This window comes from Fibrobacter sp. UWB12, assembly GCF_900142485.1.
Classification (GTDB): Bacteria; Fibrobacterota; Fibrobacteria; order Fibrobacterales; family Fibrobacteraceae; genus Fibrobacter.
In genome coordinates, this window is the sequence record NZ_FRAZ01000006.1 from 154,119 (window position 1) to 168,711 (window position 14,593).

Genomic DNA, 14,593 nt, shown 5'->3' on the forward strand with positions numbered 1-14,593 from the left:
GATTTTTACAAAATTTTTAAAGATTTTGTAAAATACTATCAAAATTTAAGCATTTTTCACAACACAAATGTATTGTAGGAATAAACCACTGGATTGCCCCCAGCCCTTATAGAGTCTGGATGAAGTTATAGGAGATTCCCGCCTTCGCGGGAATGACAAGATGGCGGCTCTGAGGCCGCCATGACGCTTATCCTTGGCCTTGCGCTTCGCGCATGCGGCGGCGAGCGCGGGAACCGGGGCGGTTACGACGATGACGGCGACCACCGTTTTGCGGATTCGGGGTATTGTCGGCCGGAACGTTTTGCGCATTTACGTTCTGGGCAGGATTGCGAGAGATCTGCTCGGAATTGCGCGGCGCATTGTTACGCTGCTGATTTTCAGCATTTGCATTACGGGCGTTCTCGCGATTTTCATTGCGGTTGTCCTTGCGACCGCGCGGTCCGCGATTAGCCTTCTGAGAACCGTTATTATTGCGAGTTTCTGCAGCACGAGCCTGAGCTTCTTCGCGAGACATGCGCCCGCGAGAATTGCGCATCAAACTTTCGGCGGTCTCTTTTTGCGGAGGCGGGAGTTTCTCGTAAATGCTCTGATCGCCTTCCGGGATTTTCACGCGGGTAAGTTTTTCAATCCCACGCAAATCGGATTCTTCGTCCGGAGAGCAGAACGAAATTGCAACACCTTCCTTGCCCGCACGCGCCGTACGGCCAATGCGATGCACGAACGTTTCATGTTCATTGGGCAAGTCGTAATTGAACACATGGCTCACATCGTCCACGTCAATGCCGCGTGCCGCAATGTCTGTCGCCACAAGAACTCGAATTTGTTCGCACTTAAAATTTCCAAGAGCTTCTTGACGGCGGTTCTGGCTTTTGTTACCGTGAATCGCAGCACACTTGACACCAGCCTTTTCAAGAACTCGCACAATCTTATCGGCACCGTGCTTTGTTCTGCAAAACACAAGCACCTTTTTCATTTCAGGGTGTTCCGCCAAGAGTTCCTTGAGGAGCGCTCCCTTGCGGCGTTTGTCAATGCGATAAAGTTCTTGACGGATGCGTTCAATCGGAGTGCTCTGCGGAGCAACTTCTACCTGCACCGGGTTCGGGCGCAAAATCGTCGAAGCAAGTTTCAGAATTTCATCCGGCATCGTTGCGCTAAAGAACAAATTCTGTCTATCCGGCGGGAGCATCGCGACCACTTTGCGGATATCATGGATAAAGCCCATATCCAACATGCGGTCAGCTTCGTCCAAAACAAAAAATTCCAATTTCTTTAGCGATACAGCCTTTTGCCCAATCAAATCCAACAGGCGCCCCGGAGTCGCTACAAGCACATCGACACCGCGAATCAAGTTGCGCTTTTGCGGGCCATCGCCCACACCGCCAAAGATGCACGTTGTCGAAATCGCCGTGAACTGCGCATAAGCCTTGAAACAATCTTCCACCTGAATCGCAAGTTCACGAGTCGGCAAAAGGATCAACGCGCGGCAAGTCTTCGGAGAACGGAACTTCCCGGAATCAAGCAATCGCTGCAAAATCGGAAGTGCAAAAGCCGCCGTCTTTCCAGTCCCCGTCTGCGCAATTCCCAAAAGGTCCTTGCCTTCGAGAAGGCTCGGAATAGAGCGTTCTTGAATCGGAGTCGGAGTTTCATAACCAACAGCGCGGATTGCCCGCTGCAACGGATTTGCCAAAGGAAGTTCTTCAAATTTCATACTGCGCAAAGATAGAAAAAGAGAAAGCGCACCCAAAAATTCGCCTAGTGTTTGCGACGATCCATTCCTGCATGAGACGCGTAAAACGCCTTTTTGTCTTCGTACATGCGGGCATCGATTACGTTAATAAACGTATCGACACTTTCCGTTTTCGCATGGAGTTTATGGGACCCGACCGAGACGGACAACACATAAGGTTTAGATCCACCCTTGTTAAATCCATCAAAACAAGTACGAATCTTGGCGATACACTTTTCTACATCGCCATCATTTTGCGTATTAAGTAATACAATAAATTCGTCACCGGCATAACGAATAACACTTCCACCGTTGTTCACAGCAGACTTAAGGATTCGCGCCGATATTACCAACGCATCGTCACCCACAGCGTGCCCAAATTCATCGTTGATATGCTTGAAGCCGTTCAAATCTATCATAATCCCCGTAACTTCCATCTTGGGGTTTTGGACATACTTTTTCAGCAAATAAAGCAAGTAAGAGCGATTGAACAAACCCGTAAGTTGATCATAGTAAATCATCTCGTTTTGCAAACTCGCCAAGACACCAGCAATCGAAACAGCAATACTTGTGGGGATAACAGAAATTCCGTAGAAAAGCGATTGGATTATACCACCGACGAGGATTGGCACAATATAAACCCATATCGGGAAAAATTTGAGAGCCCCACCTTTCGCCTTGCTTTTAAAATAAATAACCAAGCTATAGACTACTAGCGAGTAATCTATCAGCATATACAAAAAATACAAATAAGTTCTAGAATATAGGTTGTTATCGTCAATAGAGAATACGATTGGGACAAAGAAATTTATTACAAGTAAAATAAGACCCGTTCCGACAACTGAATTCACCACTATTCGCGAGCGATTCGGCATCCCCCCGTTCAAATGGAACGACAAGAATCGCACCCAAAAAAAGACAGCCAACATGTTCGCAGCAAAAAGCCATGTACTCGTAAAATAGACCGCAATCTTAGGAAGCAGGCCAGTCACACCCTTCATGGTATAAGAAATGGGATCGGCAATACAGCTAGTCATGGCTAGGAACATCATCATTAACAAGTTCCTGTTCGCCCGACTCCTCGTTTGGAAACGCCACAAGTTACACACTATCATGACGGCAATCAAAACTATTCCGATTGCGTTTGTAACATATATGCTTTCTAGATTAAAAAGCGGCTCCATATATCCAACCTTATCTATAAGTATACATTTTATTTAAGGAATCGAAAGCAAAGATATCTTCACAAACGAAGATTTTCATGTTATATGGATTTGCAAAAAAGGCGACCCTAAGGCCGCCTTGAAATTTTTGAGATGGTGATTCTAATTATGCACCCAACTTGGCTCTAATCCAGTTGTTGGCGTTGGCGATAGCACCGGCAATCTTTTCGACTTCCTTGGTACCAGCCTGAGCGCGGTCCGGGCGTCCACCGCCGCGGCCACCGCAAGCAGCGGCGAGATCCTTCACCAGGTCGCCAGCCTTGATACCCTTGGCCTGAACATTCTTGCCGACCATCACAGCGATGCTACCGGCACCGTTATCCTTGTTGGCAATCACGGCTACGCTATCCAAGTCGAGCTTGTTCTGAACGCCGTCGAGCAAGTTCTTGTACTTTTCATCGGGGATAGAAAGTTCGCGAACGAAAAGATTCACGCCAGCCACGTTGATGCCGCCGTTTAGGAGTTCGGCAGCGGCGAGGGTCGCAAGTTCCAGCTTCACGGACTGCAGGCTCTTTTCGAGATTCTGCGTCTTGGCGAAGCTCTGCTGAATGCGGTCGAGAACTTCGGCATCCTTGCAGCGGAGCTGTTCGCGGAGAGCGGTGAGAATCTGCGTACCAGCGCGGAGGAGGCTCAAGGCGCCACGGCCAGAGACCGCTTCGATACGGCGTACGCCAGCGGACACGCTGGATTCAGAAACAATCTTCACGAGTCCGATGTTACCAGTGTTCTGTACATGCAAGCCACCGCAGAGTTCCTTGGAGAATTCTTCGTTGCAAGCGCCCATCTTCACGACGCGGACTTCGTCACCATACTTTTCGCCGAACAAAGCCATAGCACCGCTTGCCTTAGCTTCGTCAACGCCCATCACCTGAGTGTTGACCGGCAAACATTCCATGACCTTTGCGTTCACGATGTCTTCGACTTTCTGGATTTCCTCGGCAGTCATTGCGCTGAAGTGGCTGAAGTCAAAGCGGAGAAGTTCGTTCGAAACGAAGCTACCCTGCTGCTGCACGTGAGTGCCAAGCACCTGACGGAGAGCGGCCTGGAGCAAGTGAGTTGCGGAGTGGTTCTTGCGGATATCGTTACGGCGGTCGTTATCGACAGTCGCCATGAACACGGCGCCCATCGTTTCTTCGTTAGCCGTTCCCTTCTTCACCTTACCGCGGCAGAGGGCGGTATCATTCACCTTCACGGTGTCGAACACGTCAATTTCGAGGTCAGCGGAAACGAGCGTTCCCTTGTCGCCAACCTGACCACCCATTTCAGCATAGAACGGAGAGGTTTCGAGCACGATGCTCAAAACGCCCTTGTCTTCACGCCAACGAACAACCTTCGTTTCGCAAGCAGAGAGTTCATAACCGACAAACTTTGTGCTAGCTTCGCTGTACTGCGTCCAGCCTTCGGTACCCATCGTGTTGATGCCCTGCTTCATGTTAGCGCGGGCGCGGGCCTTCTGTTCTTCCATGCACTTGTTATAGCCTTCTTCATCAATCGTAAGGCCTTTTTCTTCGGCGAGGATACCAGTGAGGTCCGGCGGGAATCCATAAGTATCATAGAGCAAGAACACCTTGTCGCCCGGAATCTTGTCGCCCTTCTTGAGTTCGGCAGAGATAGCAGCAAAGCGTTCGAGACCAGCGTCGAGCGTGCGGATAAAGCTTTCTTCTTCGCTCTTGATCACGGAGGCCACGAATTCCTTGCGTTCGCGGATTTCCGGGAAAGCGTCACCCATCGTGTCGGCAAGCACCTGAACGAGCTGGCAGATGAACGGCTTCTTCTGACCGAGGAGGCGAGCAAAGCGGCTTGCGCGGCGGAGAATGCGGCGGAGCACGTAGCCACGGCCTTCGTTAGACGGGAGAGCGCCATCAGCAATAGCAAACGAAATAGCGCGGATGTGGTCGGCAATCACGCGGTGCGGGGTGCCGGCTTCGCCATCGTTGTACGGAACGCCAGAGAGTTCAGCAATCTTTGCGATAATCGGAGTGAACACGTCAGTATCGTAGTTGCTGGTCTTGCCCTGGAGAATAGCGCAGATACGTTCGAAGCCCATACCAGTATCGACGTTCTTGGCCTTCAGCGGAATCAGGGAGCCGTCACTCACGCGTTCGTACTGCATGAACACGTTATTCCAAATTTCAATGTAGCGGTCGTTTTCGCCGTTCACGCCCTTGATCGGGTCCTTGAACGTTTCGGCCTGCGTAGCGAGGTCGCCACGGTCGTAATGGATTTCGGAGCACGGGCCGCACGGACCGGTGTCACCCATTTCCCAGAAGTTGGAGTGAGCATCGAAGCGCATGATGCGATCATCCGGAAGACCGGACACGTCCTTCCAAATCTGCCAGGCTTCGTCATCGTCCTGATAGACGGTTGCAAAGAGGCGTTCCTTCGGGAGTTTCCAAACTTCAGTGAGGAGTTCCCATGCCCAAGAGATGGCTTCTTTCTTATAGTAGTCCCCGAAGCTCCAGTTACCGAGCATTTCGAAGAAGGTGTGGTGGTAGTTGTCGCGACCCACGACATCGAGGTCGTTGTGCTTACCAGACACGCGGAGGCACTTTTGGCTATTGCATGCGCGCTTCCAGCCCTTCGGATTGTCGCCCAGGAAGATAGCCTTGAACTGGTTCATGCCCGCGTTCGTGAACATGAGCGTCGGGTCGTCATGCGGGACCACCGGCGAAGAACGCACGAAGAGGTGGCCCTTGGATTCAAAGAACTTGATGAAAGATTCGCGCACCTGCGCAGAAGTCATTTTTTCGGACATAGTTTTACCTTTGATTTTTTACGGGCACAAAGATAGAAAAAAAAGAGATGCCCGCTCAATGGCGGGCATGACAATGTACCAATAACTAATAGCTAATGACCAATGACTAACGACTATTGACCAACTACTAGTACAGTTTTTTCATGTCGGTGAGGTGGCCTTCTTTTTCATGGAAAAGCTTGAGCGAGCCGCCCTGAATCTTTTGGAAAATCGAGGTCAACTTCGTCACAACAGCAGCTTCTTCAAAGCCAACTTCGTTATAGGCAGTTTCGCCAATTACAATCCCGACATTCATCATATCCGGAGCTTTGCGGCGCAAATAGTCCAAGAATTCTTCGTCACTGTTAATCACATCTGTAGGCGTCAGCTTTTCAAATTCAGACGGGTCGCGCGTACTCACATGCAACGGATATATATCGTCAGCTACGACCTGTTTTGAATTCAAGTAAAGAACATTACCAACATACAAACTGATAGAATCATTCAGCACCTGGCGCACTTCGACCAACACATCGCTCGTCACAGCCGCTTCTTGAATATCCAGTTTAGAGGGGGCGCAAGCCATAAAAGCAAGCGAAATTGCAGTAAGAGCCAATAAGGCAAGTTTTTTCATGATAATCCTCTTTTGTAGTTGGTCTATATTTACAATCCAATATATAAAAAAGGGCTAGCGCGCAGCCAGCCCAACTTTAACTTTTTCGATAAAAACAGAATTTACATTCCGCCCGCGATAAAGCCATCTTTCTGGAGCAATTCGGCGGTCTTGTTTATCGAACCATTGGCAGCATGCCCCTTGCCAATACGGTTATAGGCTTCGTACTTAATTGTCGCTTTCCAGACAATCTTACGTTCAACAATGGAGAGCAAAGCAAGTTCTTCATTAAACGTATCGATAGCATTACCATAAAGGCCGATTTTCGTGAACGTCTTTATCAAAACGTACTTTGCGTTATTCTGCTTGGCAAATTCCGCCAACGGGGATTCCGAAAGCGTCACTTCGTCGGTTTCGTGGAACGCAATGGCGTTTACTCCATATGTCCCACCAAGTGAACTAGCCATCATATCTGCAACTTTATTCGCAAAGTCCCTAAGTGAACTGTTAGCGGAAGCCATAACAACAACCGTTTCACCCTTAAGCGCATAGACCTTTTCGAAATTGGACTGTCCGATATTCGTGATGGAACAGCCAGCCAAAAGAAAGGAGACTAAGAGAACAGACAAAAGCTTTTTCATTATTTGCTCCTTACAATCTTATTGGTTTTAAAGTCATTGACGATTTCCTTGACCAAGTAATGTCTGGCAAAGCTGCCTCCGGTACGAATGGACATTTTCCACACAACCTTACGGGTGTCGCAGTTGAACATCGTTGGCAAATATTCAACCGTAACAGCCGAATTCATGGATTCAAGACCCATGCCAAGCACCATAGCATAATTGCCGCCACAATTGTCGAGCACCTGAGAGATGGGCACTGGATTAATAGATAGTTTTTCGTTGTAAATAAATTCCGTTTCCAAATCCAAATCGGAAGCATTCGCATTCCACACGGAATCTATCTTTTGCGTCAAATTTTCGTGCATGGCGCGTTCGTTCACAAGCACGTACAACTTTTTCCCAGAAATTTCAAGCCCCGGTTCCGAGACGCGGTGAACTTCGTTTGCGGCGCAGCCAAATAAAGCAACGGCAAGCAAGGCAATAACGGCACAATATTTTATTTTCATGCGTTTATCCAACAAGTAAAATTGTTTATTACAAATTTTCCATTCAAAATAGAAAAAAAATATAGGATTTATCCATAAAACTTTATAAAAACGTCCAAGAATAAGAAAAGCCTCCTGGATTGCTCCAGGAGGCGAACCATCACACCAATACTTTTTTAGTTAGCTTCGTAGTCCAAGATGAGACGGCAAACACCTTTTTCGACGATGACGTTATCCGGGCGGAGGTTGACACGTTCCATTTCCCAGTCGCCTCTTCCCCAGCGTTCGTAGTCAATATCTTCGCCATTGAAATCGTCCTGCCAGAGCATCGTGAAGCCCTTGGTTGCGGCATCATAAGAATAGACGCGGACGTAGTCAATTTGCTGTTCAACCGGAAGGCCAATTCCCTTGTTCCATGCACCGGTCCAAGCTGTGCTCTTGGATGCCCAGAGGTTAAAGCGGAGAGTCTGATCTTCGGTCAAGAAAGCAACCTGGTCAGCATCGGCGTGGGAACCACGGCTGAGTCCAATAGGATCGCGGCGGATTTCGACACTGTCGATTTCCCAAGCAACGTATTCCGGAGTCCAGACGATTGCATAAAGGTGGAAATCCTGCGTAGCGTCAAAGCCATATTCGTGAAGCGGCTTGCTTTCAGAAGAAGTATTTGCCTTGATAGACGGATCACCTTCACGGGTGATAATGTTGGACTGCCACTTGTCCGGGGCCTTGCCAAGCACTTCGATATCAATTTCGTTCCACGGCTTTTCACCCTTTTCCCAAGAATCATCGTAGTAAAGGAACATGGAGCTCACAGAACCAGAAATTGCAGCCATCTTCATGCGGGCTTCAAAACGGCCATACTTGAACTGGACCTTACCGGAAAGTTCTGCACCATAGAAGGAGTAAGTCTTCGTAGGATCAAGTTCCGTAAGTGTCGGCACAGCATAAGTAAACTGGGATGCTGCAGAAGAAGCAACCGAGCTAGAAGACAAATCCACCGGAAGAGCACCATTGGAGCTAGAAGATACGCCCGGAAGGATTGCGTCAGAGCTGGAGGAAAGGCCAGTCGGCGGAACTACAGCGTCAGAACTGGAGGATTCACCAGCCGGAACAATTGCATCAGAGCTAGAAGATATAGCACCAGGCTGATTCTGAACATTCGCAAAATTTGCAACTTCGTTCACATCGGAGCATGCAGTCATGAGCGCCACAGCTACCATCGGAAGAATAATCTTTTTCATAATTGACCTCTTAATTTCTTAATCATAAGATACCTTTTGTTTTGATTCTGCGTATACACAGCAAGAGGAATTTCAGAACCAACCGTATCAACCGTATTTTACACATTTTGGTCGTAATTTTACATAAAAAATCATCTTTTTCAATTTTTGGTCAACCTTTGGCCATGTAAGCATTTCGTAAGCGAACTTTTGGGCGAAATTGGTGCATTTCATACCTTGCCCACCCCTTTTTAAATATGTATATTGCGTTTTACATTGAAAAAATGAAGAAAAAAAAGGAAAAGTCGTTGCAAAACCTTTTCCCCAACCAGAAAAATTAGGTGATTTTTCAGTTGCATTAATGGTTTTGCACGAGCAAAAGAGGCTATATGCAGGAAGCATGGACAGGCTTTAAAGGCGGTCGCTGGCAAGAAGAAATTAACGTCCGCGACTTTATCCAGAAAAACTATACTCCCTACGACGGTGACAAGTCGTTCTTGCAGGGACCGACTGAAGCTACGAACAAGCTCTGGGCAGAACTCCAGGAACTACAGAAGAGAGAAATTGCAAAGGGTGGCGTCCTCGACATGGACACAGACGTTGTCTCCACTCTTACAAGCCACAACGCTGGCTACATTTCCGAAGAAACTAAGAATCTTGAAAAGATCGTAGGTCTCCAGACCGACAAACCGCTCAAGCGCGCATTCATGCCGTTCGGCGGCATCAAGATGGCTGAAGAATCTTGCAAGAACTACGGTTACACACCGAGCGAAGAACTTCACCGCATCTTTACTGAATTCCACAAGACTCACAACCAGGGCGTTTTCGACGCCTACACGCCGGCAATGCGTATGGCCCGCAAGGCCCACATCATTACGGGTCTTCCGGATACTTACGGCCGTGGCCGTATCGTCGGCGACTACCGCCGCGTTGCCCTTTACGGTATCGATTACCTCATCGCCCAGAAGAAGGCTGACAAGGCTTTGACCGATGAAACGGATATGCGCGAACACGTGATCCGCGAACGCGAAGAACTTGCCGAACAGATCAAGGCCCTCGAAGGTATGAAGGTCATGGCAAAGATTTACGGCTATGACATTTCCAAGCCGGCAACGAACGCACGCGAAGCTGTGCAGTGGCTCTACTTCGGTTACCTCGCTGCCATCAAGACGCAAAACGGTGCCGCCATGAGCGTTGGCCGCGTTTCTACCTTCCTCGACATTTACATGACCCGTGACTTGCAGAACGGCGTCATCAACGAAACCGAAGCTCAGGAAATCATCGACCATTTCGTGATGAAGCTTCGCATGGTCAAGTTCGCCCGTATCACTAGCTACAATGAACTCTTCAGCGGTGACCCGGTGTGGGCTACGCTCGAAGTCGCTGGTCTCGGCCAGGATGGTCGCCATCAGGTGACCAAGAACGACTACCGCTTCTTGCACACGCTCGTGAACATGGGTCCGTCTCCGGAACCGAACCTCACGATTCTCTATAGCCCGCGCCTCCCGGCAAGCTTCAAGAAGTTCGCTGCAGAGATCTCCGTGAAGACCAGCGCCATCCAGTACGAAAACGATGACACGATGCGTCCGATCTGGGGCGATGACTACAGCATCTGTTGCTGCGTTTCTGCAACTCAGACTGGTAAGGAAATGCAGTTCTTCGGCGCTCGCGCAAACCTCGCCAAGACGCTCCTCTACGCCATCAACGGTGGTAAGGATGAATGCCTCGTGAAGGGTACGCAGGTTGGCCCGGAATATCCGCCTATCTCTAGCGAATACCTCAACTACGACGAAGTCGTCCACAAGTTTGAACTCTACATGGACTGGATCGCTCACTTGTACGTGAACACGCTCAACTTGATCCACTACATGCACGACAAGTACTACTACGAAGCTGCCGAAATGGCCCTCATCGATACCAACGTTCGCCGCACATTTGCAACGGGTATCGCAGGCTTCAGCCACGTTGTCGACTCCCTTTCTGCAATCAAGTACGCTAAGGTCAAGGTCATCCGCGACCCGGCTACAGGCCTTGCAGAAGACTTCCAAATCGAAGGCGACTTCCCGCGTTATGGAAACGACGACGACCGCGCAGACAGCATCGCCGTTTGGCTCCTCAAGACGTTCATGGCTAAGATCAAGCACACGCCGACTTACCGTGATTCTGAACCGACCACCTCCATCCTTACCATCACGAGTAACGTTGTTTACGGTAAGGCAACGGGTGCTCTCCCGGATGGTCGTAAGCAGGGCGAACCGTTCTCTCCGGGTGCAAGCCCGAGCTACGGTGCCGAAAAGAACGGTCTCTTGGCATCCCTCAACTCTGTCGCCAAGATTCCGTACGAATACGCTCTCGACGGTATCAGCAACACGCAGACGATCAACCCGGACGCTCTCGGTCACGATGACGAAGAACGCACCAACAAGCTCGTGCAGGTTCTCGACGGTTACTTCGGCCAGAGCAGCCACCACTTGAACGTGAACGTGTTCGGTGTCGAAAAGCTGAAGGACGCTATGGAACATCCGGAAAAGGAAGAATACCAGAACTTCACGATCCGCGTTTCTGGCTACGCCGTGCGCTTCATCAAGCTCACTCGCGAACAGCAGCTCGACGTTATTGCCCGCCAGGCACACGGCGTGCTCTAATCGCTACTCGACGGCTAAATGCCGCGCGAAAAAGCGGCAAAAGCGCAGCGATGGCGAAAGTCGCAAAACTTAAAAAGGTTCCCGAAAGGGAACCTTTTTTGTTTTGAGGAAAGCTTTTTTAGGGAGGGAATGCAGAAGTGCGAGCGTCGAAAAGCCGCGAAAACTATGCCTCGATGTAATTTTCGTTCTTTTGGCGGCGGGCAAGCACTGATTCCAAGAACTGGATGACAGAGCTTTTATCGCGCACAAGGCCGCGCTTGTGGCTTAAGCAAAAGCGCGATGCATTAAGCGACTTGAGCATTTTAATTTGCTGTTCGAGAATCTGCACGTTATAAACATCCGGTTCCCCATGCCCTACCATCGGATAAGTCGCATCACCCAAAAACACGAAATCGTCGACAATAAGAATCAACGAACCTTTAGCATGGCTATTGGGAACCGGCAAAATTTCGATATGCACGACATCGTCAAACAAAAGCGGTGAAGACACTGTAATCTTTTCGTGACCAGCAATTTCGCCAACGACTTTTGAGGCATGCGAACCAACATAAAGCGTATCAAAATCTAGTGAAACCTCGCCATTGCAATGCCGAACGACATTCAGCAAATGGTCCCGATGAAAATGCGAAATTACGATGTTCTTTTTGAGCGGAACAGTGGCATTTTTGATGCACTCGCTAGTATCAAGATGCGTCGAGCTCTCGGAACTGCGCGGCAACGCGTTTATAAAATCGACCGCCATATCGCAGGCGCCCACGTCAAATATCCACCAAGCACAATCGCCACGCACGGCGACCACATCAGCACTCAGCGGCTCATATGAAACCTGCAAATATTGGATTCTATCGTTTAACTTAACAATTCTCGGCACAACGCCAAAGATAGAAATTTTCCCTTACTCTTTATCCTTATAAACGATGGTGTAAACATCGTGAAATTCTAGGTACTTGACGCCAATATACTCTGCAGGGACTTTCACTCGATAATCGGCAAAACAAAGGCAATTATGCATGGGGCGACTATCATAATCTGGATAATATTCAAAAACATCATGAACCAATAAAGTATCGTCATGACGTTCCAATTTAACATCTGTTACATGTCCATATTCGGCACAACCAGAAATCGTATTCAGGAAAAAAACAGCAGAGCCGTCTTCGTTCATCACGAAATCAATAGATTCATCCCCCCATTCTGCTCTTTTTTCTAAATGTCCACCGCCACACGAACCTTCCCCCACCTCATAATCAGAGGATTTTTGAGATTCCGTGTTTAAACCTGCAGAACCGCCAGCACCATTATCGATGCCAGAATCATCGGAACAAGCAGTAAACATCACAAAAGTGGCTACAGCCGCCATCAAAACGAGCAATGATTTTTTCATAAAGACTTCCTCCTCATCACTCTTTTAAATATAAATGAACAAGCATTTAAAAGATGCATAATTTCCGAACAATATCGCACCAAAACCCGCCACGACCGACTTTTTTTTTCGAGGTTTGTATTATATAGAACAAAAACACTTTCACGCGATGCAAGACTTTTTTATTTTTGGGACATGACTCTCGGAAGAATCAATAAGCTTGAAACGTTCGGATCGGTCGATGGACCGGGAATTCGATTTGTCGTATTTACGCAGGGCTGCCCCATGCGCTGCAAGTTCTGCCACAACCCGGAAACATGGGATTTCGGGACGAAAAGTGCAAACGGAACCGCGAACGGTTCTTTTGAAATTTCCGCAGAAGACTTGCTGAAGAAAGCCGTACGCTACAAGCCCTACTGGGGAACCGATGGCGGCATCACCGTAAGCGGCGGTGAACCATTGGCGCAAATCGATTTTATGATCGAGTTCTTCGAAGCAGCAAAAGCGGCGGGCGTCCACACGTGTGTCGACACGAGCGGCGTCACGTTCAGGCCCACAGGCGAACCGTTTGCTAAAATCGAACGATTGATGAGATCCACCGACCTCTTGCTCGTGGACATTAAGCACATCGACGCTGACGCACACAAGGAACTCACAGGACACGGCAACGAAAACATCATCGAATTTTTCCGTTACCTCGACCGCATTCAAAAGCCCATCTGGATTCGCCACGTGCTCGTCCCGGGAATCAGCGACAATGACAAAGCCCTCACACGCACCCGCGACTTCATCCGCACATTAAGCAACGTCAAGCGCGTCGAAGTCCTCCCCTACCACGCATTCGCGCTGAGCAAGTATCAAGAACTTGAAATCGACTACGCGCTCAAGGACACACAAACACCCTCCGCCGACCGCGTCAAGAACGCGAACGAAATTCTCGAAACCGCAAAATACACCGGCTGGATGAAGAAATAGGAAGGATTGCGCTATACGAGATGGCGATCCCGGCACAAGGCCGGGATGACAGCGCAAAAAAGGAGATGCCCGCTCGGAGACCGGCATGACGTTCATTTCATACAAGTAAGGTCACAAGCAGCACATGAAAAACATTAAAAATGCTTTAAAAAAAATCTTTTTGATTCTATTAATTCCAATTATCGCCCTTCTTTGTTTTACATTTAAAATAAAGGATTTCTCTATTTGTCTAAACCTAGAAAAATGTGCTATTGATGCTAGTATTTTATCGTATAGTCCTTTCGTAGATTCCCTAGATCTATTTGTTTTAAAAGGAGGAGAAGGAAACGCAACAGATTACTTCTTATACGATGGTTTCCGAATCCACTGCATTTCAGATAGTTCTTCTTTAACTCTAGACGACCGTAATGTTTGGGATGGAAAATTTGAAGGAAACAGCCTTGTATATCCAAGACCACATGTAGCCGACGATGTATTGCTATTTAGAATCCAAAGGATTCTAGACTTATTTTATCTTGTAGAAGTAAATGAGAATTTGATTGATATTACATATTGGTTTTTCACAAACAACAGCTGTAAAAAAGATTTCGTTAATTAGAACCCGTTTTATCAAAATTTCGCTCAAAACTTCAGCAAGAGGCAACATAAAAAAAGACGACCCCGGAATAAATCCGGGGTGACAATTCAACCGAGCTTTCGTTCAAAACCGAGCGAGAGCAAGAATCAACTTCGCGTAGCGTACCCACACATTCCAGCAAGGGATAAGAAACAAGTAAGGTCACAAGCTACATCTTGACACGGAAACAAGTTTCCGACAAGATATGTTTGCGACATCCTTCGACGAACAACGAACTACGTCCATTTCCCGCGCTAAAGCGCGGAGTCTCAGTAACAAGGCGTCGAATCCCCGAAGCCGTTTGCTTTTCAAATTTCGTTCAAAACCGAGCGAGACAAAGAACGCTTTGGCGTAGCGTATAATAATACGT

Annotated in this window: 12 protein-coding genes; 3 read left to right on the plus strand and 9 right to left on the minus strand. The window is 48.3% G+C overall.

Annotated features, from left to right (window positions below; genetic code table 11):
• Nucleotides 1-187: 187 nt before the first annotated feature.
• The 7 genes from BUA34_RS10615 to BUA34_RS10645 all read right to left on the minus strand — a co-directional run bounded on the left by BUA34_RS10615 (nt 188) and on the right by BUA34_RS10645 (nt 8,645).
• Complete coding sequence (locus tag BUA34_RS10615; protein ID WP_072829674.1) at nt 188-1,708, minus strand: DEAD/DEAH box helicase; 1,521 nt, start codon at nt 1,706-1,708, stop codon at nt 188-190.
• A 44-nt stretch (nt 1,709-1,752) separates the two neighbouring features.
• On the minus strand, nt 1,753-2,358 hold the full coding sequence (locus BUA34_RS16085; RefSeq protein ID WP_254794433.1) for a GGDEF domain-containing protein: 606 nt from the start codon (nt 2,356-2,358) through the stop codon (nt 1,753-1,755).
• A gap of 697 nt (nt 2,359-3,055) precedes the next feature.
• Entirely contained in the window at nt 3,056-5,704 is a 2,649-nt protein-coding gene (gene alaS / locus BUA34_RS10625; protein WP_072829382.1) for an alanine--tRNA ligase, read from the minus strand.
• A gap of 127 nt (nt 5,705-5,831) precedes the next feature.
• On the minus strand, nt 5,832-6,317 hold the full coding sequence (locus tag BUA34_RS10630; RefSeq protein WP_072829384.1) for a hypothetical protein: 486 nt from the start codon (nt 6,315-6,317) through the stop codon (nt 5,832-5,834).
• A gap of 101 nt (nt 6,318-6,418) precedes the next feature.
• A complete protein-coding gene (locus BUA34_RS10635; RefSeq protein ID WP_072829387.1) occupies nt 6,419-6,937 on the minus strand; it encodes a hypothetical protein in 519 nt (172 codons plus the stop codon).
• Complete coding sequence (locus BUA34_RS10640) at nt 6,937-7,425, minus strand: hypothetical protein (protein ID WP_072829676.1); 489 nt, start codon at nt 7,423-7,425, stop codon at nt 6,937-6,939. Before BUA34_RS10640 ends, BUA34_RS10635 begins: the two co-directional genes overlap by 1 nt.
• Before the next feature lie 155 nt (nt 7,426-7,580).
• A complete protein-coding gene (locus BUA34_RS10645) occupies nt 7,581-8,645 on the minus strand; it encodes a glycoside hydrolase family 16 protein (protein WP_072829389.1) in 1,065 nt (354 codons plus the stop codon).
• Between the two features lie 368 nt (nt 8,646-9,013).
• Here BUA34_RS10645 and pflB point away from each other — a divergent pair, with 368 nt between their 5' ends.
• Nucleotides 9,014-11,269, plus strand: a complete 2,256-nt coding sequence (pflB, locus tag BUA34_RS10650; protein ID WP_072829391.1) for a formate C-acetyltransferase — start codon at nt 9,014-9,016, stop codon at nt 11,267-11,269.
• A 163-nt stretch (nt 11,270-11,432) separates the two neighbouring features.
• Here the strand turns inward: pflB and BUA34_RS10655 are convergent, their stop codons facing one another.
• The gene (locus BUA34_RS10655) at nt 11,433-12,140 is read right to left on the minus strand and encodes an MBL fold metallo-hydrolase (protein ID WP_072829393.1); all 708 of its coding nucleotides are present in this window, start codon (nt 12,138-12,140) and stop codon (nt 11,433-11,435) included.
• A 24-nt stretch (nt 12,141-12,164) separates the two neighbouring features.
• Entirely contained in the window at nt 12,165-12,653 is a 489-nt protein-coding gene (locus tag BUA34_RS10660) for a hypothetical protein (protein ID WP_072829395.1), read from the minus strand.
• Nucleotides 12,654-12,827: 174 nt separating this feature from the next.
• Here BUA34_RS10660 and pflA point away from each other — a divergent pair, with 174 nt between their 5' ends.
• Entirely contained in the window at nt 12,828-13,607 is a 780-nt protein-coding gene (gene pflA, locus BUA34_RS10665) for a pyruvate formate-lyase-activating protein (protein WP_072829397.1), read from the plus strand.
• A gap of 124 nt (nt 13,608-13,731) precedes the next feature.
• Nucleotides 13,732-14,205 carry a hypothetical protein gene (locus tag BUA34_RS10670; protein ID WP_072829398.1) on the plus strand — a complete coding sequence of 158 codons (474 nt, stop codon included), beginning with the start codon at nt 13,732-13,734 and terminating at the stop codon, nt 14,203-14,205.
• Nucleotides 14,206-14,593 lie beyond the last annotated feature (388 nt).

Bases quoted from the DNA above. Each gene is read 5' to 3' on its own strand.
- BUA34_RS10670 (WP_072829398.1), top strand. From the start codon at position 13,732: ATGAAAAACATTAAAAATGCTTTAAAAAAAATCTTTTTGATTCTATTA.
- BUA34_RS10630 (WP_072829384.1), bottom strand. From the start codon at position 6,317: ATGAAAAAACTTGCCTTATTGGCTCTTACTGCAATTTCGCTTGCTTTT.
- alaS (WP_072829382.1), bottom strand. From the start codon at position 5,704: ATGTCCGAAAAAATGACTTCTGCGCAGGTGCGCGAATCTTTCATCAAG.
- pflA (WP_072829397.1), top strand. From the start codon at position 12,828: ATGACTCTCGGAAGAATCAATAAGCTTGAAACGTTCGGATCGGTCGAT.
- BUA34_RS10640 (WP_072829676.1), bottom strand. From the start codon at position 7,425: ATGAAAATAAAATATTGTGCCGTTATTGCCTTGCTTGCCGTTGCTTTA.
- BUA34_RS10645 (WP_072829389.1), bottom strand. From the start codon at position 8,645: ATGAAAAAGATTATTCTTCCGATGGTAGCTGTGGCGCTCATGACTGCA.
- pflB (WP_072829391.1), top strand. From the start codon at position 9,014: ATGCAGGAAGCATGGACAGGCTTTAAAGGCGGTCGCTGGCAAGAAGAA.
- BUA34_RS10660 (WP_072829395.1), bottom strand. From the start codon at position 12,653: ATGAAAAAATCATTGCTCGTTTTGATGGCGGCTGTAGCCACTTTTGTG.
- BUA34_RS10615 (WP_072829674.1), bottom strand. From the start codon at position 1,708: ATGAAATTTGAAGAACTTCCTTTGGCAAATCCGTTGCAGCGGGCAATC.
- BUA34_RS10635 (WP_072829387.1), bottom strand. From the start codon at position 6,937: ATGAAAAAGCTTTTGTCTGTTCTCTTAGTCTCCTTTCTTTTGGCTGGC.